Source organism: Runella sp. R0.1_18 (genome assembly GCF_057652155.1).
This window is the reverse complement of sequence record NZ_JBYFCK010000003.1, coordinates 273,017-293,294: the sequence shown is the minus strand read 5'-3', so window position 1 is coordinate 293,294 and position 20,278 is coordinate 273,017. Positions and strand designations below refer to the sequence as shown.

Genomic DNA, 20,278 nt, shown 5'->3' with positions numbered 1-20,278 from the left:
AATGGAAAAGCTAACCACTTCTTTCTTTTATAATTTAGAAAAAACCGTCAAAATATATCGGCAGTTTTTTCAAAACCAATTCAAAATCAACGGGTTTGACATTACGCTTGACCAATGGCTAATCCTTCATACCGTAGCGGAGTTTCCTGACATCACCCAAAACGATATAGCGGAAAAAGTATTTAAAGATAAAGCATCCGTCACCCGAATCATTGAATTATTGGTACAAAACGGCTTCTTGGAACGAGCCATCCACCCTACCAATCGGCGAATGTTTCAACTGACAATTACTGAAAAGGGGGTAAATACGATTGAGCAACTCACCGATTTAGTGCCCAAAATTCGCCAAAAAGCCCTTGAAGGCATCGCCCCTGCATCTGTAGCGGCAACGCAAGAATTACTCTCGATTATTTTACAGAATTGTATTCCAACTTCATCGTAACATGCCTATTTACCACAAACTCGGAAAAATCCCACCCAAACGCCATACGCAGTTTCGTAAGGACGAGGGCGGGTTGCATTACGAACAGCTCTTTGGTACCATCGGTTTTGATGGAATGTCGTCTTTGATGTACCACGTTCATCGCCCAACGATGATTCGTGAAGTACTTTCCGAAACAGATATTAGCCCCAACATTAGCGTCGCTAAAAGTATTAAACCTCGTTTATTGAAGGGGTTTGACCTCCCTGCGGAAGACGATTTTTTGGCGAGCCGAAAAGTAATATTAGCCAATAGCGATATTCATATTGGGTTGGCAGCCCCTCGTCAGTCGCTGCGTTCCTATTTTTACAAAAACGCCGATGCTGACGAACTCATTTTTGTCCATCAAGGCACTGGCACGCTCCGCACACAGCTCGGAAATATTCCATTTGAATACGGAGATTATTTGGTAATTCCTCGGGGAATGATTTATCAAATTGATTTCGACGGAGAAAACAATCGGCTGCTTTTTGCGGAGTCATTTCACCCCATTTATACGCCCAAGCGGTACCGAAATTGGTTTGGGCAGCTACTCGAACATTCACCTTTCTGCGAACGAGATTATAAACTCCCCCAAGACCTCGAAACGCACGATGAAAAGGGGGATTTTATCATTAAAATAAAAAAGCAGGGCGTTTTGTACGAGCTCCTCTACCCTACCCACCCTTTTGACGTGGTCGGTTGGGATGGGTATAATTTCCCTTATGGGTTTTCGATTCATAATTTTGAACCCATTACGGGACGCATCCACCAGCCCCCGCCAGTGCATCAAACGTTTGAAACCAAGGCATTTGTGGTTTGTTCGTTCTGCCCACGGTTGTACGACTATCATCCTGAAGGCATTCCTGCCCCCTACAACCACTCCAATATCGACTCCGACGAACTTTTATATTATGTGGACGGGGATTTTATGAGTAGGAATAACATCGAAAAAGGACATTTGACGCTTCACCCTGGGGGTATTCCACACGGGCCAGCGCCTGGTGCCTACGAGCGAAGTATTGGTAAAACCTCCACGGAAGAATTGGCCGTAATGATTGACACTTTCCGTCCGTTGGCCCTCACAGATGAGGCGTTAAAGCTGGATGATGGGAAGTATTATCAGAGTTGGTTAGATGCTTAAATGATTGGTCACAGAGGTTCTCAGAGTTTGACACGGAGTAACACTGAGAACAACGCTGTGACCAAAAAAATAAAAAAACATGTTTACGCTTGATACCATTCCTTTTGGCATTTTCTCGGTTAAAAATCGCCGTAAACGAGTAGCAACAATCATTGGTTCTCAGGTAGCTGATGTAGCAGCATTAGCAAATTTGGGATATTTTCAAGACCTTAAAATCCCTAAATCTGTTTTTACCAAAGAATACCTCAATGATTTTATCGCCTTGGGTAAAAACAAAACCAATGCCGTACGAACTCGACTTCAGGAAGTGTTAACGCAACCTCAACAACTCCCTGCTGCCGTTTTCTACAACGAAGCAGAAGTACAACTTTACTTACCCGTCAAAATTGGAGATTACACTGATTTTTATTCGTCCGAACAACATGCCACCAACGTTGGAATGATGTTTCGTGACCCTGCAAATGCCCTGCTTCCCAACTGGAAACACATACCCGTTGCGTACCATGGCCGAGCTAGTTCCATCACCGTTTCGGGTACCAATTTTCATCGCCCCAAAGGACAGCTGTGTCCCGACGAAAGCCAACCTCCTTTTTTCTCGCCGACTAAACGACTTGACATTGAACTGGAGATGGCAACCGTTATCGGTAAATCAAATCCATTGGGCGAACCTGTCAATGTAAACGTAGCCGAAGAGTATATATTTGGATTTCAACTATTTAACGATTGGTCGGCTCGTGATATTCAGAAATGGGAATACGTTCCTTTAGGCCCTTTTTTGGCCAAAAACTTTTTTTCATCCATTTCTCCGTGGGTAGTTCCGATCGAAGCACTGGCTCCTTTTAAAGTTCCAGCAGAACCCCAAATCCCTACCGTGTTGCCCTATTTGCAAGAAGAAAATCGGCATTTATTTGATGTAGAATTAGAAGTATATCTTCAAACCGCCGCTGGAACGGAGGTAAAAATTTGTCATTCCAACTTTAAAAACCTCTATTGGAGCGTGTCTCAGCAGATTGCTCATCATACGGTCAATGGATGTAATCTTAACGTCGGCGACCTACTCGCTTCGGGGACGATTTCGGGCAAAGAACCCGAAAGTTTTGGTTCATTGTTGGAACTGACCTGGGGTGGTAAAAAGCCCATTCTTTTACCAGATGGTAGTGAACGACGCTTTTTAGAGGACTTTGACACCATCATTATTCGTGGTTTTGCCGAAAAAGACGGGGTTCGGGTGGATTTTGGAGAAGTTAGAAATACGGTGCTGCCTGCTGTTTAAACCAGACCTTCCAAGTCTTTAAAATTTGGAAGGTCTTCTGAGTAGGCGTCAGAGACGCAAAACCCTGTTGGCCCCAAATCATAGTTTGGGGCCAACTCCAGACGCGAAATCTTATTGGCTCCAAATAATAGTTTGGGAACAACTCAATCAACTTACAGTATTATTTGACTGTCAAAACTACCCGTTGATAACGCGTAAGCGCTGGTGAGCCATTGTCTGCTGCTTCTACAATGATGTGGATGGTTTCACCTTTTTTAGCAGCGGCTGGCATCGTAATTTCAGCATTATTTCCATTTTGGGTAATGACAGCTTCCTCTTTGCAAGTGCCTACTTCTTTGTACTGCCAAAATTTCAACGAAACGTTGTTTCCATCGGGATCAGAGGTAGTTGGTTTTAGCACAATTTTCTGCCCACGAGTAACTGACAACTGTTTCCTGGCAACTGACACCTTCGGAGCATGATTGGCATTTTTAAAGTCTTTCACACACCAGTCGGCACGAGCAGCAAAATCATTCTGAATGGCTGGAATCCAACGAGTTTGGGCAAATGCCTTATCCATTTTTTGAGTGAATGGGTTAAAATCAGAGGCAGCATCTCCATCTTCCCAACGGCTCGGCGTAACCGTAGATTGCACCAAACGCCCACCCCAACCACCATCTTGTGGATTTTCGAGGTTATTCAAACCCACATCTACCAAGTGTAAAAACGCGGGAGAATCCCCTTCCGAAATAAAATCATACTGACCAAAACTTCCCCATTGGTTCTTTTTGGCTTTTTCCATGCTGCTGTAAATATCTTCAATTTCACCTAATGGAGGATTACCGTCGCCGTAGCTATAGTATTTTTTCAACAATGGCCCGTGGTTATTGATAATGTCGCCCATAAACTTACCCTCTAAATATGGGTGAAGCTGCTCAGGCACAGCTCTTTTCCAAAAGTAGGCAAAACTCCAAAATTGGTTTGAATTATAATACACCTTGATGTCCTTCCAATTTGGTTCGATGTATTTTTTGTACGTGGCATCTTGGTCAAGAATCGCGTAAAGTATGGCCTTTTGGCAAACTTTCCTATAAATCTTGTCCCACTGTGGGGTATTTTTGTAGGTATCTTCAATACTTTTTAAGGCGCGAGCAATGGTGTTTGTCCCTCCCCATACTTGAAGGTAAAGCGGCGACAAGTCATCGTCCAACAACTTCCCTTTAATAAAGTCTGAACCTGGAGTGTCTTTGGCCATTTCCCCTTCAAAATCAATATTCCCAATGCGTATTCTGTCTCTCAAATACTTGTGGGTAGGAAAGCCCTTTGAATGTTTTACAAGATTTGGATACACTTTACCGTAGGCGTCCACCAAATCATAAATCCATTGCTCGCCTGGCCAACGGAGTTCGGTACGTTCGCCGTACATCTTTTGGGTCATTTCCATTTCGGACGTAAACTTCGTTCCTTTGCCATCTCCTTTGTAATGCCATTGTGAACTACTCACAATCAAACCTTCAACGTTGTACTCATTGGAATAAAGCAACATTCGGATGAATGAATCCACATCATCTAGTTCTCCATCGGTTGTGACGATGGTACGCGGTTTGGAAGTTTGGGTAAAGCCTAGATTAGCCACCCCAATATAAATAACACACAAGAGCAAAATGTTTTTTCTCATCGAATTTTTTGTTTTTGTTGCTTTTTCTTTCTTTTACTTAAAGAATTATTTCGCTCATTTTCTCCACTTACTTTATCCACGTCCAGCGTTTTGCCCAATCCGATAAGTAAGCTTCACGGTATTTGGAAATGGTTCGTGCCCCTTGTTGTTCTCCTAAAAACAAGGCAGGGTTTGGTAAATCACTGTACCAATTTTTACCCAGTGGATAATCCTGTTTATTGGGTTTGCCAGGCCAAGGTGCTGTACTGACGTACGCCCCCTTTTGTCCGTCTAACTCCTTGATTAAGCTGTGTAGTATGTAATTTCCAACTTCAGGTTTTTTCGACGAATAACGTACTGCATACACGCCATTCCCCAAATAATACCCAGGCCATTGTTGATTCTGCACCTCCAAAGTAAAACAAGTTGAGTCTTTGGAAATAGGCAACACAGGTCCTTTAAAGCGCCATTCTATCATTCCGTAGGCTGGAATGGTGTCGGCAGTAGTGGTATTTCGTTCAAAAATAGCTCTTGAACTTCGGCGAATGGGAACAAATCGACCTCCCCAACTTTCACCCTCAGGGTTTAGTGGGTTTCCAAACATTAAGTAGGCCAAAGAAGGTGTATCTCCCATTTTAACGTGGCCTTTATAATGATTAACAAAATCAGCACCCATTGCCCCATGACCTTTTACAAAGTTCTCATAATAAGCACCTTCACTCATATTTTTAGGCGCATTTTCATCTTCCATAAACCAACCACGATAAGTAGCATTGGCCTCAATCATCCACAGGTTGGGGTGGTGTTCTACGATGTAGGAATAAGCATTTATACTCCATTTTTTATTAGGACCGCCAATCCAATACACCTTTATTTTCTGTTCAATTTCGGGCGCGTCGTGCAAAGCTTGCGCAAGATCTTCTAAACCACCCCATACCAGCACACAAAGCGGTTGTTTGCTCTTCTTTTTGGCACATTTCACAATCCACTCCGACCCTTCCGTTGAACTCGAATAGCCTTTGTATGTTGCTTCTGGAATGGTTCCTTGCTTACAAACTTGACGCAGTTGGTCGGGCGTTGCTAAGTTTTTATTGTGAACCACCAATTGAGAAAAATCCTTTTCGTACAGGTCAATCATATCCAACAAGTCTTTCTTTCTTCCTTTCCCAAATGGCGATGAAATTAGCCCTTCAATTTGGAATAAATCAGAATACATCATCAAGTGAATCATCGACTGATTGTCGTCGGGATCGGTTCCGCCAATGTCGGTGCTGACAATAATGCGTGGCTTTTCTTTGGGCTGTGCCCAGGCAAGCCCAAAAAGGCTTGTTCCAAAAAGAAACAAAAGCAGTGTAAAAGTGCGCATCAAATTATCTTTTAACAGTATTTTTTTGAAATAATACACAATTATACACACAAAAAAGAAAATTATCGAAAATAATAATAAATTTTCGATAATTTTTCACCTCATTGCACCCTTCCCTTTTCATCATCGGCTGCATTGTCGTTGTGCCGACGTTTACGGGCAAAGGTTTCCTTTCCAAAGCGATACGAAAAAGCAACTCCTATTCGCTGCGTGTCTGATTCATTGGTCTGAAAAAATTGAGCTTGCTTGATACCGACCGAGCGGTTGTGACGTATCCAAGAGTGAAATACATCATCGACGGTAAGTCGAAGACTGGCTTTATCTTTCCAAATTTTCTTCTGAACTGCCACCCATACTCGGTACATGCCAGCGGTATATGCCTGCCCGTTGAGGTCGGAACTTGCATAATATCCAGACAAATCAGCGCTCCATCCTTTATCGAATCGAAATTGGTTATAAACCTCAAACCGCGCAATGTAAGCCGTTAGATTCAATTTTTCGGTATAACTCATCCCATTGAGGCCCAGTTTCGATAATCGCAACGTGTAAATCAAATTCCACCATTTAACTGGCGAAGCAGACACGGTGGTGTTCAGCAACAGCATAGAGCCCTTGGCAACGTTGTTGGGACGAGTTATAAAAATCGTGTCCACCGCCTCTGTTGTTTGAAGAATAAGATTGGTAAAATGATTGTAACTCAACCCCATTTGTAGCCAATGTCTGTGTTGAAATTTCAACTCAACGCGGTTTTGGTACTGGGGCAACAGCAACGGATTACCAGCGGTATAAGAATATTGGTCTCTAAAAAACACAAACGGATTAAACGACTGGTAATCAGGGCGATTTATTCGACGCGTAAAACTCAAATTCAACGAATTTCTGTTCGCACTATCCAATTTATAGTTGATAAAAACCGCAGGAAACAGCTTTGTGTAATTTTTGGTAAACGTACTTCCTTTCACCGTTTCATTGCCCAGTTGATTGCCCCACGCTTGGGTTGTTTCGGCGCGTAGTCCAAGCTGCACTCCTACCCTTTTCCACTCTTTTCGGGTATTTAGGTAAGCTGCGTGAATGTTTTCGCGGTACTTAAAATGATTCGATTTCGTGTTGTCGATGCGTTGGGTTAGGGCAATGACGTCAAAATAATCCGAGCGATTGTCGTTATCAATCACACTCGATTTGACACCCGCTTCCCAACTACCTTTGTTTTTGAGAGGATGGATATAATCCATTTTCGCGGTATAGATTTTGATTTTACTGGGTACGAGGTACAGAAACTCTTCGCTATCGTTCAACGCACCTTCGGGCCAATAACTAAAATTCCGAACCCGCTGATTGCCATTAGAAAGGTAATTAAGGTAGTTCAAGTCCGCCATCAATTCTCGGCCTTTGGTGTTAAATTTATGCAGAAAATTAAGGTTAGCACCCACGTTTTTTCTTTTATCGTTAATTCCAGTTACCCCATCCCCCACTGCATCAAGCAAACGGAAAGCATTGTAGTTATTGCTTTGATAATCAGTTACTGAACTACGACTTCCGCCATTTACGTTCAACAAAAACCCGTAAGTATTTTTTGAACTTGCGGCATAATCCACCCCAAAAATAGCATTCAGGCTTTTGGCATTCGTAACCGCCTTGTTAAGCAATTCAACATTAGAAAGTTGCTGCCCCGCTTCCGAGTAAAAGCGTCGGTCAAATACATCCAAATTATAGTTTTTTTCACGGTTGGCTCCCAAATTGGCAAACACATTTAACTTTTTATGATTGTAGTTCAGGTTCATTGCGCCATTGTTTCTTCCATAAACTCCTTGACTAGAAGCTATTGAAATACTCCCCATAAACCCACCTACTCGGTGCTTTTTCAAACGAATATTAATGATGACATTGCCCGCTGCGTCATATTTTGACGACGGATTGTCCATCAGTTCAATTTTATCCAACAAGCCCCCTGGCAGTGACTTCAGGTACGCCGCCAAATCTTGCCCCGACATATACGTAGCCCGACCGTCAATCAGCACCAAAATGCCGCTTTTTCCGTTGAGGCTAATCTCGCCGTTCATCCCGATGGTCACCCCTGGTGTTTTTTCCAGCACTTCCAACGTGTTACTCGTAGCACTGCTAATCATGGATTCGACGTTGACAATCGTTTTATCAATATCTTGTTCAATCAACGGTCGTTTAGCCTTGACGACTACTTCTTTCAATTCGATGTTTTTGGCGGGTAAAAGCACGATAATAGGCAATACTAGGGCAGTTCGAGCATCGTCCAGCGTCAATATCGTACTCATAAAAGGCTTTTGCCCCATGGCCGTAATGGCCAATAGGTAAGCACCATTGGGTAGTTTATTGAACTGAAACTTACCGTATAAATTGGTAATTTCTCCCAGAATCATGGTCGAATCCGATGCTTTTAAAAGTTTTACGGTAGCCCCAGGAATGGTTTCATTCTGGGTATCTTTTACCGTTCCACTGATGTTTCTGGAAGCCGTTTGGGCGAAGAGCGTAAATGACAAAAAGGTCAATAACAAAATGGCTGCTGATTTCATGTAGGTGTTTTTTAAGCGTTGGTCAATTTTGACAAAGCAAATTTGCGTTGGCAGTTTTGCGCCCTAAAAAAAACCTGTCGTATCTTGCCAAAAGTCTGACAGAATACTGATTTTGAGTGTCGAACTGGTTGGTGGTCTTCCACAAGGTTTCCGTCAGCATTTTGGAAGTGTTCGTCCTGAAAATAGCCTTTCATTTCCCGAATTATTCAACTTTGCTGCCAGTTCAAATCAACACACGTAAACAGTACGCCCATGAGTACTCCACAAAATCACTGGCTAACCTCTTTTTTCGGGAAACAGCTCTATATTTACCTATCGCTTCTTTTCAGCGTTCCTTCATTTTTGATGATTGAAATCTACGTCAGAAACGTGGGAGTTCACGAAGATGAAGCCACGGCCTCAGCCATTACTTTTTTATTTATTATAGGCGTATTTGCGGGAAGGCATCTTTCTCAACTCTGGATTTCTTTCAAAAAACCCATTGATAATGAGTATGTTATTGCAATGATTCTGTTGATTATTGGGTGTATTGTCGCGGTATTTATCCTTCCTTTTCAGGGAAATAGACTCATCAAATTTTTATTTTGGATTCCCCTCGTATTTATCCCGTTGCTTTTGGGTGGTTTGATTAAAATAGTTAGACACAATATGCAATTTAAATTGCGCGAAGCCCAAACGTCGGCCGCCCACAGTAAGAGTGAGTTGCAGTTACTACAATCCCAGCTAAGTCCCCATTTTTTGTTCAACACGCTCAACAATTTGTACGGGTTGTCAATTACCCAGCACGAAAAAATCCCGCCACTTCTGCTCAAATTGGCCGATTTGCTGCGGTATTCGGTCTATGACACCAAAGAAGTATTTGTCCCGTTGAAAGACGAACTGACCTACATCAATAATTACATTGATTTTGAGAAAATACGCATTGGCGAACGGCTAATGCTTACCAGCACTTTCGAATCACTTCCTCGACCCGACATCAAAATCGCCCCCATGTTGCTGATTGTATTTATCGAAAATGCCTTTAAACATTCCAAAAACACCGCTGAAGAACATATTTTTGTAGAAATCACCCTCAAAACCTGGACAGATTCAATTCTGTTCTCAGTAAAGAATTCGTTTAGACTGCCGCAAGAAGGCGAAAATGTGATTGAAAAACACAGCGGGTTTGGTCTGGCAAGTATTAGAAAACGGCTAGAATTGCTTTATCCAAATGAACATGAGTTAAGAATTGAAGAGGAAGAGGGTTTTTATCAGGTCATGTTACGACTGAAGATGAAGTAAATGATGAACGATGAGTTAGGAGATATGAGTAATTTTCGATTTCTTACCTCCTAATTTTTACTTCCTAATTCAACTATGCCCCAAATGAACTGCCTAATTGTTGATGATGAACCCATTGCGCGAGAAATCATCAAAGCGTATTGCAGCCACTTACCCTTTTTGACGGTTGTGGCAGCTTGTGGCAATGCTTTGGAAGCAAAGACGATGTTACAAACTCAACAAATCGACCTCCTGTTTTTAGACATCAATATGCCCGTTTTAAATGGCATTTCATTTTTAAAAACCTTAAAAAATCCACCACAAGTCATTTTTACGACGGCCTACAAAGAATATGCCGTTGATGCGTTCGATTTGGCTGCCTCCGATTATTTGCTGAAACCTTTTTCACTCGAACGCTTTATTGTGGCAGTAGATAAGGCATTGGAAAAAATCCCCCTAAGCCCCCTACCCCGCGCGGCGTCGCAGTGGCGCACCACCCGCCCCAATGGGGGAACCCTTTCTTACGACAGGCAAGAGGATTATTTATTTCTCAAAGCAGATGGCAAAATTTTCAAAATCATGCACGACGACTTGCTATTTGCAGAAGCGCAGGGGAATTACACAAAGGTTGTCACCACGCAACATACGCTGCTGCCAAGTATGACTTTTTCGAGTTTTGAGGAATTACTTCCGTCAACACATTTTTTAAGGGTGCATCGTTCGTTTTTGATTAACAAAGCTAAAATCACCCACATCGAAGGAAATCGCGTTTTTATCCAGTCCCATGAGGTGCCCATTGGGAGTAGTTACCGCGAAGGATTTCTAAAAAGTCTGGGACTTTGAATGAATGGCCTCCGATCTCTTATTACTCCTCAAAGGAAAAGTATAATTTTTTAGGTCTGGGCTTATTTTATCCAACATTTTTTGCTTTTTTTACATAGAACGTCTTTCGACGGTTTCTTGTCAACCCACTGTTAACTTCTTAACTTTTCGTTGCTGGCTATGTCAATAAAAGTTGCTATTTCCCACAAAACCAAGTACATCTTCGACCGTAGCGTCAGCCTTTCTCCTCACGTATTTCGGTTACGGCCAGCGCCCCACTCACGGACGCCCATCGAAGGGTATTCTTTCAAAATTTCGCCAAAGAACCACTTTATCAATTGGCAACAAGACCCTTTTGGTAACTACCAAGCTCGGGTTGTTTTTCCCGAAAAAACCACTGAGTTAAGCGTCGAAGTTGAGGTCATTGCCCGAATGCAGGTCATCAACCCATTCGATTTTTTTGTGGAAGAGTATGCCACAAAATTCCCGTTTAAGTACGACGACCTTTTGAGCAAAGAACTACTGCCTTATTTAGAAGCGCGCGAGTCAGGGCCATTGCTGGTCGATTGGATTGAGCAAAACAAAATCACGACCGATATAAACACCGTTGACTATTTGGTACACCTCAATCAGCGGATTTTTAGCGACTTGTTTTACAATGTACGCATGGAGCCTGGGGTGCAAACTTGCGAAGAAACCCTCATCAAACGCAGCGGTTCTTGCCGCGATTCGGCTTGGTTGTTCGTGCAAGTGCTTCGTCATTTAGGAATTGCAGCGAGGTTTGTATCTGGCTATTTGGTACAGCTGACCGCCGATGTCAAATCGCTGGATGGGCCTTCGGGGCCTGAAAAAGATTTTACCGATTTGCACGCTTGGGTAGAAGCCTATATTCCTGGAGCAGGCTGGATTGGGCTAGACCCTACTTCGGGGCTATTTGCCAGTGAAGGACACATTCCGCTTTGCTGTACGCCAGACTTTGCAAGCGCCGCTCCCGTGACAGGTGCGACTGACGTTTGTGAGGTTTCGTTTGAATTTGACAACCAAGTGTTTCGCATTCACGAAGACCCACGGGTTACTAAACCCTACAGTGAGGCGCAATGGGAAGCCATTATGCAAGTCGGAAATGTTGTCGAAAAAGATTTACAAGACGGCGACGTAAGACTTACAATGGGCGGAGAACCTACCTTTGTTTCGATTGACGATTACGAGTCGCCCGAATGGAATTCCGCCGCTGATGGACCGCTCAAGCGCAAATTGGCGTACGACTTGGCCTTGCGCTTAAAAAATCGCTTTGCCCACGGAGGTTTGTTACATTTTGGACAAGGAAAGTGGTACCCAGGCGAATTATTTCCGCGCTGGCAATATGCACTTTATTGGCGAAAAGACGGCTTGCCAATCTGGAAAAATGATGCGCTGGTAGCCAAAGAAAATGAAACAAATTATACGTTTGAAGATGCCCATATTTTTGCCCAAGAGCTGACAAAGTACTTGGGAATCAATCCTCAAAACCTAAAACCTACCTACGAAGACCCAATTTATTGGGCGCTGGAGGAAGGCAAACTGCCCGTGAATCTTGACCCACTTGAAGTGAATCTCAAAGATTCGATTCAACGGCAAACAATGGCTAAAATTTTTGAAAAAGGCTTAAACAACCCCACTGGCTACGTATTGCCCCTCAAATGGCTGTATGAAACCAACACTTGGACGAGCTGTTTGTGGGAATTTAGAAGAAAACATGTCTTTTTAATTCCTGGAAATTCTCCCGCTGGTTTGCGTTTGCCTTTAGAATCTTTGCCTAAGGTTGCAAAAGATAAAAAAGAACCAATCGTAGAACGGAGTCCATTTGAAGAGTTGGATGACCTAGGAACACACCATGCCGCTGCCGAAAAAAGATACGGAACCATTGCTCCTGATTATCAACTACCTACCTCTTCCAAAAACGAATCGAAAGATGAAGAAGATAAATCCATTCTTTTTGAGTTAAATACTTTTACAACTGCCTTGTCAGTGGAAGAAAGAGATGGAATCATTTACGTTTTTTTACCCCCAACCGATTATTTGGAGCACTACCTCGATTTGGTAGCTTCGGTAGAAGTAACGGCCGAGAAATTACAAATGCCCGTGCGAATTGAAGGCTATACACCACCTTCGGACTACCGTATCCAAAAATTGATGGTTACGCCTGACCCAGGGGTAATTGAAGTCAATATTCATCCCTCTAAAACTTGGCAAGAACTTGTTGACAACACGACGGCCCTCTACGAAGAAGCCTTTTTAGCACGCCTTGGCACTGACAAATTTATGGTGGACGGCCGTCATACAGGCACGGGCGGTGGCAACCACGTGACCATTGGCGGCGCCAAACCTGCCGATAGCCCCGTACTTCGTCGGCCAGATTTGCTGCGTAGTTTGCTTACTTACTGGCAGCATCACCCCGCGTTGAGTTATTTGTTTGCGGGGCCATTTATTGGCCCCACCAGCCAAGCACCACGTTTCGACGAAGGCCGCGATGAGCGTTTGTACGAAGTTGAAATTGCATTCGACCAAATCCCTGAAAACGAAGATGTTCCGTTTTGGATGGTGGACAGGATATTTAGGAACCTACTGGTGGACATCACAGGCAACACCCACCGTACCGAATTTTGTATTGATAAACTTTACTCGCCCGACTCTTCTACGGGGCGCTTGGGGATTCTCGAATTTAGGGCATTTGATATGCCCCCCCACAAGCACATGAACTTGGTGCAAAACCTCTTGGTGCGGGCGTTGATTGCCAAATTTTGGAAACAACCTTACAAGAAAAAACTCATTCGCTGGGGCACGGAGCTACACGACCGCTTCTTGTTACCTCACTTTGCTTACCTCGACATGGTGGATGTCGTAAATGACTTAAAAGACGCAGGCTATCACTTCGACATTTCGTGGTTCGATGCCTTCTTTGAGTTCCGCTTCCCGCATTATGGCCATATTTCTATAGGCAATATTCAGCTCGATTTGCGATTGGGCATTGAGCCTTGGCACGTCTTGGGTGAAGAACTTTCCAGCGCTGGCACGGCTCGTTTTGTCGATTCGTCGCTCGAACGCCTTCAAGTCAAAGTAAGTGGTTTTGTTGAAGAACGTCACATCTTGATTTGTAATGGCTGCCGTGTGCCGTTGCGCAGCACAGGCGTGAAGGGAGAATACGTCTCGGGTATTCGCTACAAAGCCTGGAACCCTCCGTCGGCGCTACATCCTACAGTTGGTGTAGATGCGCCTTTGGTCTTCGATATTGTGGATACTTGGAATAACCGCGTGCTGGGAGGATGTACGTATTTTGTCACTCACCCTGGCGGCCGTAGCTTCGACACCTACCCTGTCAATAGTTATGAGGCCGAATCGCGGCGAATTAGTCGTTTCTGGGATTTTGGACATACGCCTTCGGCCAAGCAAGACGTCATCGAAGTCATTACAAACCAAGGTTCTTCGGTTTCGCGTTTTGTGGCAGAGCATAAAAAAGACCTCAAAATTGACACCCCTATTGAACTTATCAATCCTGAATACCCAACGACGCTCGACTTACGCCGTTTTTGGCGAGCGCGTTAGTAAAAACGTTTTTCTAAATTCCCTATTTGATGCTGACTGATACCCAAACTAGCCTCCTCCAATCGTATCGACGCGAAATAAATACGTATGATGAAGTCATTGGGGCCGATGGGCTGGTGAAGCCACATTGGAACAAACTTTTTGCATCTTTAGAAAAAATAGGGTTAAAAGAACTTGAGTATCGTAACCAAGAAATAATCAACAGGTTACGAGAAAATGGCGTTACGTACAATGTCTATGAAAGTGCCGATGGACTCAATCACCCCTGGCAACTTGACCCCATCCCCTTTTTAATTGAACAAAAAGAATGGGAGCAAATAACGGTGGGTTTGAAACAACGGGCGCAGGTCTTGGACTTGGTGCTGCGGGACATATATGGCCCGCAACGCCTTGTCCATGAAGGCATTCTTCCGCCCGAGCTTATTTTTGACAACACAGGCTTTTTCCGCCCTTGTTTTGACGTCAAACTCCCTTCTGAAAACCAGCTTTTACTCTACGCAGCCGATGTCGCACGGGGTCCCGACCGACGTATGTGGTTGGTTGACAACCGTACCCAAGCACCTTCTGGGGCTGGATATGCCCTCGAAAACCGCCGAATCATGAGCAAGCTCCTTCCCGAACTCACGGAAGGGATGTACGTTGGGCGCTTGTTCCCATTTTTTAATACCATTCACCAAACGATTCTCAGGCTCGCTCCTCACGCCAAAGAGAACCCCAATGTGGTGTATCTTACCCCTGGACCAAACAATGAAACGTACTTTGAACATGCCTATTTGGCCGCTTACCTTGGCTACACTCTGGCGCAAGGTGATGACTTGGTGGTGAGGGATGGCTACGTATGGTTAAAATCTTTGGAAGGGCTAGAGAAAGTGGATGTTATCATTCGGCGTGTTGATGATGATTGGTCTGACCCCCTCGAACTCCGTGAAGATTCTCGACTTGGTGTGCCAGGTTTGCTGCACTCGATTCGCTCAGGGAAAGTGGCTGTTATCAACCCTCCTGGCGTCAGTGCGCTTGAAAACAGCGCTTTATTGGCCTTTATGCAGTCCTGTTCTAAGTTTTTCTTACAACAAGACCTTCTTATGCCCTCCATTGCCACTTGGTGGTGTGGGCAGCAAAAGGAATTAGGGTATGTGTTGGACAATTTGCACCGACTTATCATCAAAAAAGCCAATCGAAAACAAAAATTTCGGTCGGTTTATGGCAAAACATTGTCCAAAGAAGCATTAGCACAGCTACGGCTCGAAATCCTTAAAACACCCCACGAATACGTTGCACAGGAGGAGGTAAGCTTGTCCACTACGCCATCGTTGGTCAATGGAAAAATAGAACCCCGCTTGGCCTCTTTGCGGGCTTATATGGTATCCAACGGCTCCGATTATTGCATGTTGCAGGGTGGCCTGACGCGGAGTTCGGCCGAAAAAGACCGCTACGTTATTTCTAATCAGTACGGCGGAATTTCAAAAGATACGTGGATTGTTTCAGATACGGTGGCAGAGACGCCAAGTCGAATGACCAACACGGTCAAAAATACGGCTGCGCCACACAGTACTTTACCCAGCCGAAGTGCCGAAAATTTATTTTGGGCAGGGCGTTATGCCGAGCGAACCATGTCGCTGACGAAGTTTCTTAGGATTGTCATCAGTGCCATCAACGAGAACGTCGATTTTCGCGGGTCGTTTAAGTTGGAATACATCGACATCTTGCTCAAATCGACCACGCACCTTACCCTCTCCTACCCAGGGTTTACGGACGAAAAAAATGAACAAATTCGCGAAAATCCTTACCAAGAACTGGGTGAGTTGGTAAAAAACAGTCAAAAAGCAGGAACTGTCGCCTCCAACGTCCAGTCATTTTTAAATAGTGCATTGGCCGTAAGTGACCGCTGGAATCATGATACACGTCGGGTGATAACGCTGTTGGAAAATAGCTTGAAGAAAACCAAGGGCTTGGATATTCATAACCACAATTCCGTCCAAAATTTGTTGGACAAGCTCCACGGAAGGGTATTTACCTTTTACGGAACCTTATCTGAATCAATGCCCCGCGACCATGCCTATCACCTCTTTGAAGCAGGCAAATTGGTAGAGCGACTTCTGGCCAAAATCAGTGTATTACGTTCATGTTTTAGTTTCAAAAATGACGTTAATACCGAAAACGAACTGATTGAAGCAGTATTGACAAATCATTACTTATTGGTACATTACCGTCAGCTGTACAAAAGTAGTTTTAACCTCGAAACCATGCTTGATATGGTATTGATGGACGACAAAATTCCGTATTCGATTGCCTACCAGCTCGATTTGTTGGCAAAATGTTTAGCACAACTACCCAACGTTTCGCCAACTTCCCGTTTAAACAAAGCGGAAAAAGCCGTACTAGAAGCATCAACACAAATGAAATTAGCGGACGTTTCGCGGCTTGTTTTGGGTTCGCCCAACAAGCCTTTCCGAAAAGATTTTGACCAGCTTTTGTCGCGCGTGGCCAACCTCATTTCCTCCGTCACGGTGAGTCTCACCGACACCTATTTTACCCATACCTTTATTCAGTCTGTCTTGGTAGAAAAATCTGTAAACGACGCTACTAATGAGGTATAAACTTACTCACCGAACCAAGTACAACTATTTTGGGTCTGTTTCTACCTATCATAGTTTGGTATGCCTGCAACCACGCCAACTTGAGGCGCAAATTTGTCGCCACTTTGAATTACGGATTTCACCTGCTCCAGCCGAGATAGTCACCCGAACCGACTTTTTTGGCAATACGCTCCATTATTTTTCAATTGACGTTGCTCACAAAGAATTGATTGTGATTGCCGAAAGCGATGTTGAAAGTTTTGCCAAAGAACCTGTCAACGAGCAGCTTTCAATGACCTGCCAAGCAGCCAAAGAGCATATTTGGGGTACGCGCGCCTTGAAGGTGGACTTGCTTCAATACCTACTTCCTAGTAATTTCATTGCTTGGGACGACGAAATTACCGCCTTTGCACAACGCTTTTTTTTGTCCAATAAACTGCTTTATACCTGCGTCAAAGACCTTTGTCACGCCATTTTTACAGAATTTAAGTTTGATTCTAATTTTACGACCGTTCAAACGCCCCTGCAAACGGTACTCAAAGAAAAAAGAGGCGTTTGTCAGGATTTCTCTCATTTGGCCATTGCCAGTTTACGAAGCATGGGTATTCCAGCACGTTATGTGAGTGGTTATCTTGAAACCCTGCCTCCTCCTGGCAAAAAGAAACTCCAAGGTTCGGATGCTTCCCATGCTTGGGTATCGGTATATATTCCGCCTCTTGGTTGGTGCGAATTTGACCCGACCAACGACATGATTCCGCAAGAACGCCACATTGTGACAGCCTATGGTCGCGATTACAGCGACATTGCTCCCCTAAAAGGTATTATTTTTAGTTCGGGACGGCACACATTATCCGTAGCCGTTGACGTCATTCCAAAAGGTCGATAAATAATTGGGTCAAACATCATTTTTTGATTTATCCCAATAACCCTATCTTTGACCCCAAAACTCATTCAGAATATCAGATATGCAGGATTTTTTGGAGAAAATAGGAGCACTTTGGCACAAAATCACCACGCCTTTTCGAAAATTCGGGAAATGGCTCGGAGCTTTGTTGTACCAACTGCTCGCCAAAATCGTGGGACTCGATCGTCTCAACGAATGGACTAACCAATACCAACAGCTTACAAAACGACTCTGGGATTACTACTACGCACGCGTTGATGTTAATTCACCTTACTACAAACCCGTCGTAACCGCCTGGAAAACATTTCTTTACGGACTAGGCGGTTTTGTATTTTACATTTTTTGTGTAGAAACAAACTTCTTGTGGCTCTGCGGAAGTATGCCGAGTGTCGAAGAACTACAAAACCCGAAAGTAGCACAGGCTTCGGAGATTTATTCGGCAGACGGAAAGCTTATCGGGAAATTATATACCGAAAATCGCACGCCCGTCGATTTCGATAGTTTGTCCCCCTACCTTGTTAAAGCACTCATTGCGACGGAAGATGCTCGTTTTTATGAGCACTCGGGCATTGACTCGCGCGCACTTTTTGGGGTTGCCGTCGGGATTTTAAAAGGCGGAGAACGTGGAGGGGGAAGTACCATTACCCAGCAGTTGGCCAAAAAGCTTTTCCGCACACGCCGTAAGTCAGCACGGGGGTTACTTGGCAATATTCCTTTGATTAGAACGGTATTGTACAAAACCAAAGAGTGGTTGACGGCCATACGGCTCGAACGAAATTTCTCCAAAGAGGAAATTTTGACGATGTATTTTAACACTGTTGACTACGGAAACAATACCTACGGAATCAAAACAGCCGCTCGTTTTTATTTCGATAAAGGGCCATACAATCTGACTATTCAAGAGGCAGCTGTGTTGGTAGGGCTTCAAAAGGGAACTACCCTCTACAACCCCGTTAAAAATTATGACCGCTCGCTGATTCGTCGGAATACTGTGATGAATCAGATGGTGAAATACGGGTACCTAAAACAGACTACCGTCGATTCGCTATCTAAATCGCCGATTGACCTTAAACTTACTCCCGAACGCTTTAACGACGAAAATAACGAATACGCGATTTATCAGTATTTCAACGGAAGTGTGGAAGAGTTTATGGAAAAATGGGGGGAAGAAAACGATTATGACCCCTACAAAGATGGCCTTAAAATCTACACAACGATTGACTCACGGATGCAGAAATACGCCGTAGAAGCTACGTTTGAACGGATGAAAATGCTCCAACAAACGTTTGAAAATCACTGGATAAACCAAAATCCTTGGCGTGATGAAAAGGGCGTAGAAATCCCCAACTTCCTCACGGATGTAGCCAAACGTACCGACCGTTACAAAGCCCTTTCCAAGCGCTTTGCCAAATTAGACTCGACCGTCCGCCAGGATTCCATCTGGTATTATATGAATAAAAAAGATACCATGACGATTTATGATTGGAAAACGGGGCGGGATAAAAAGGTCGTGATGAGCTCGATAGATTCGCTCAATTACTACAAACGTATTTTACGGGCGGGCATGATGGCCATGGATCCTTACACAGGTCAAGTAAAGGCTTGGGTGGGCGGTTTAAATTACAAGTTTTTCAAGTACGATGCCGTTCAGCAAGGAAAACGCCAACCAGGCTCAACCTTTAAACCATTTGTTTACTGCGCAGCCATCGACAGTTCGGCCTTTAATCTTTCACCTTGTGATAAAATGAAAGACGAACCGTTTGAGATTGAAGTTCGTGAAAAAGTCAGAGGCAAAGACACGACCCGCATTTGGCGGCCCAAAAACTCTACGGGTGGTTTTACTTACCAAGAACTAACACTTCGTAGGGCATTGGCTCGCTCCATTAACTCCGTCACGGCGCATTTGACCAATCGGATTGGAGCACAGGCTGTTGTTAAATATGCCCAAAAACTAGGAATAACCACCGCACTAAAGCCCGTGGCTTCCATTGGACTTGGCCCTTTTGACGTCTCACTTTTTGACATGGTAACTGCCTATAGCGTTTTTCCTAATCACGGTAAACACACTGACCCTATCGTTGTAAGTCGTATTTTAGATTCTAATGGCAGTGAGATTGCAAGTTTTGCCCCGAAAAGCAAACAAGTCATTAGCGAAGAATCGGCGTTTTTGATGGTTCACATGCTCAAAGGCGGTATTGAAGAACCAGGAGGAACTTCGCAAAATATGTGGACTTTCGGTAGTTTGTTCAAAAAAGGATTTGAAATCGGTGGTAAAACAGGTACTACTTCCAACAACTCTGATGGCTGGTTTATGGGTGTCACCAAAGACCTTGTGGTAGGTGCATGGGTAGGCGGCGACGACCGAAGTATCCACTTCCGCAGTACAAACCTAGGCGAAGGAGCCAAAACAGCCCTTCCGTTGGTGGGACGGTTCTTGGAAAAGGTCTATGACGACCCTAATATTGGCTATGTTCGTGGACCATTCCCCAAACCAACCATTGCTATCCTGAAAAGTTACCGTGACTGTGCACCATCCTCACCGATTGAAACCATTGCTGACTCGACTAGCGTGGTCAATGATACGTTGGACATGCTACCAACATTTGATGAGAGTGATCACGACCCTCAAGTGCCCGTGGACACGACAAATTCTCGTTGATGCTTGGCCTCAAATAACATCCAATAACACAAAAACCCCGTTTAACTTTA

At 44.1% G+C, this 20,278-nt stretch carries 13 protein-coding genes; 10 read left to right on the top strand and 3 right to left on the bottom strand.

All coding sequences use genetic code 11. The features are described from left to right. Position 1: 1 nt before the first annotated feature. From AC23P2_RS06660 to fahA, 3 genes are all read left to right on the top strand, one after another. On the top strand, positions 2-442 hold the full coding sequence (locus AC23P2_RS06660) for a MarR family winged helix-turn-helix transcriptional regulator (protein WP_487772467.1): 441 nt from the start codon (positions 2-4) through the stop codon (positions 440-442). Position 443: 1 nt separating this feature from the next. Then, the gene (locus AC23P2_RS06655) at positions 444-1,604 is read left to right on the top strand and encodes a homogentisate 1,2-dioxygenase (RefSeq protein WP_487772466.1); all 1,161 of its coding nucleotides are present in this window, start codon (positions 444-446) and stop codon (positions 1,602-1,604) included. A gap of 79 nt (positions 1,605-1,683) precedes the next feature. Next, positions 1,684-2,877 carry a fumarylacetoacetase gene (gene fahA, locus AC23P2_RS06650; protein ID WP_487772465.1) on the top strand — a complete coding sequence of 398 codons (1,194 nt, stop codon included), beginning with the start codon at positions 1,684-1,686 and terminating at the stop codon, positions 2,875-2,877. 160 nt (positions 2,878-3,037) lie between these two features. Here the strand turns inward: fahA and AC23P2_RS06645 are convergent, their stop codons facing one another. The 3 genes from AC23P2_RS06645 to AC23P2_RS06635 form a co-directional block, all read right to left on the bottom strand. Beyond that, positions 3,038-4,534 (bottom strand): DUF1593 domain-containing protein, encoded by a 1,497-nt coding sequence (locus AC23P2_RS06645; protein ID WP_487772464.1) that lies wholly within the window; start codon positions 4,532-4,534, stop codon positions 3,038-3,040. A gap of 67 nt (positions 4,535-4,601) precedes the next feature. Then, positions 4,602-5,879, bottom strand: a complete 1,278-nt coding sequence (locus tag AC23P2_RS06640; protein WP_487772463.1) for a nucleoside hydrolase-like domain-containing protein — start codon at positions 5,877-5,879, stop codon at positions 4,602-4,604. Between the two features lie 101 nt (positions 5,880-5,980). Beyond that, a complete protein-coding gene (locus tag AC23P2_RS06635; protein ID WP_487772462.1) occupies positions 5,981-8,425 on the bottom strand; it encodes a TonB-dependent receptor in 2,445 nt (814 codons plus the stop codon). Between the two features lie 112 nt (positions 8,426-8,537). Here AC23P2_RS06635 and AC23P2_RS06630 point away from each other — a divergent pair, with 112 nt between their 5' ends. From AC23P2_RS06630 to AC23P2_RS06600, 7 genes are all read left to right on the top strand, one after another. Then, on the top strand, positions 8,538-8,666 hold the full coding sequence (locus tag AC23P2_RS06630) for a hypothetical protein (protein WP_487772461.1): 129 nt from the start codon (positions 8,538-8,540) through the stop codon (positions 8,664-8,666). A gap of 11 nt (positions 8,667-8,677) precedes the next feature. Continuing rightward, complete coding sequence (locus tag AC23P2_RS06625; protein WP_487772460.1) at positions 8,678-9,706, top strand: sensor histidine kinase; 1,029 nt, start codon at positions 8,678-8,680, stop codon at positions 9,704-9,706. An 84-nt stretch (positions 9,707-9,790) separates the two neighbouring features. Next, entirely contained in the window at positions 9,791-10,528 is a 738-nt protein-coding gene (locus tag AC23P2_RS06620; protein WP_487772459.1) for a LytR/AlgR family response regulator transcription factor, read from the top strand. A 159-nt stretch (positions 10,529-10,687) separates the two neighbouring features. After that, the gene (locus AC23P2_RS06615; protein WP_487772458.1) at positions 10,688-14,089 is read left to right on the top strand and encodes a transglutaminase family protein; all 3,402 of its coding nucleotides are present in this window, start codon (positions 10,688-10,690) and stop codon (positions 14,087-14,089) included. A gap of 29 nt (positions 14,090-14,118) precedes the next feature. Beyond that, on the top strand, positions 14,119-16,686 hold the full coding sequence (locus tag AC23P2_RS06610) for a circularly permuted type 2 ATP-grasp protein (protein ID WP_487772457.1): 2,568 nt from the start codon (positions 14,119-14,121) through the stop codon (positions 16,684-16,686). Next, the gene (locus AC23P2_RS06605) at positions 16,676-17,551 is read left to right on the top strand and encodes a transglutaminase family protein (protein WP_487772456.1); all 876 of its coding nucleotides are present in this window, start codon (positions 16,676-16,678) and stop codon (positions 17,549-17,551) included. Before AC23P2_RS06610 ends, AC23P2_RS06605 begins: the two co-directional genes overlap by 11 nt. A 79-nt stretch (positions 17,552-17,630) precedes the next feature. Continuing rightward, on the top strand, positions 17,631-20,228 hold the full coding sequence (locus AC23P2_RS06600) for a transglycosylase domain-containing protein (protein ID WP_487772455.1): 2,598 nt from the start codon (positions 17,631-17,633) through the stop codon (positions 20,226-20,228). The last annotated feature ends 50 nt before the right edge of the window (positions 20,229-20,278 follow it).

Bases quoted from the DNA above. Each gene is read 5' to 3' on its own strand.
- AC23P2_RS06660 (WP_487772467.1), top strand. From the start codon at position 2: ATGGAAAAGCTAACCACTTCTTTCTTTTATAATTTAGAAAAAACCGTC.
- AC23P2_RS06655 (WP_487772466.1), top strand. From the start codon at position 444: ATGCCTATTTACCACAAACTCGGAAAAATCCCACCCAAACGCCATACG.
- fahA (WP_487772465.1), top strand. From the start codon at position 1,684: ATGTTTACGCTTGATACCATTCCTTTTGGCATTTTCTCGGTTAAAAAT.
- AC23P2_RS06645 (WP_487772464.1), bottom strand. From the start codon at position 4,534: ATGAGAAAAAACATTTTGCTCTTGTGTGTTATTTATATTGGGGTGGCT.
- AC23P2_RS06640 (WP_487772463.1), bottom strand. From the start codon at position 5,879: ATGCGCACTTTTACACTGCTTTTGTTTCTTTTTGGAACAAGCCTTTTT.
- AC23P2_RS06635 (WP_487772462.1), bottom strand. From the start codon at position 8,425: ATGAAATCAGCAGCCATTTTGTTATTGACCTTTTTGTCATTTACGCTC.
- AC23P2_RS06625 (WP_487772460.1), top strand. From the start codon at position 8,678: ATGAGTACTCCACAAAATCACTGGCTAACCTCTTTTTTCGGGAAACAG.
- AC23P2_RS06620 (WP_487772459.1), top strand. From the start codon at position 9,791: ATGAACTGCCTAATTGTTGATGATGAACCCATTGCGCGAGAAATCATC.
- AC23P2_RS06615 (WP_487772458.1), top strand. From the start codon at position 10,688: ATGTCAATAAAAGTTGCTATTTCCCACAAAACCAAGTACATCTTCGAC.
- AC23P2_RS06610 (WP_487772457.1), top strand. From the start codon at position 14,119: ATGCTGACTGATACCCAAACTAGCCTCCTCCAATCGTATCGACGCGAA.
- AC23P2_RS06605 (WP_487772456.1), top strand. From the start codon at position 16,676: ATGAGGTATAAACTTACTCACCGAACCAAGTACAACTATTTTGGGTCT.
- AC23P2_RS06600 (WP_487772455.1), top strand. From the start codon at position 17,631: ATGCAGGATTTTTTGGAGAAAATAGGAGCACTTTGGCACAAAATCACC.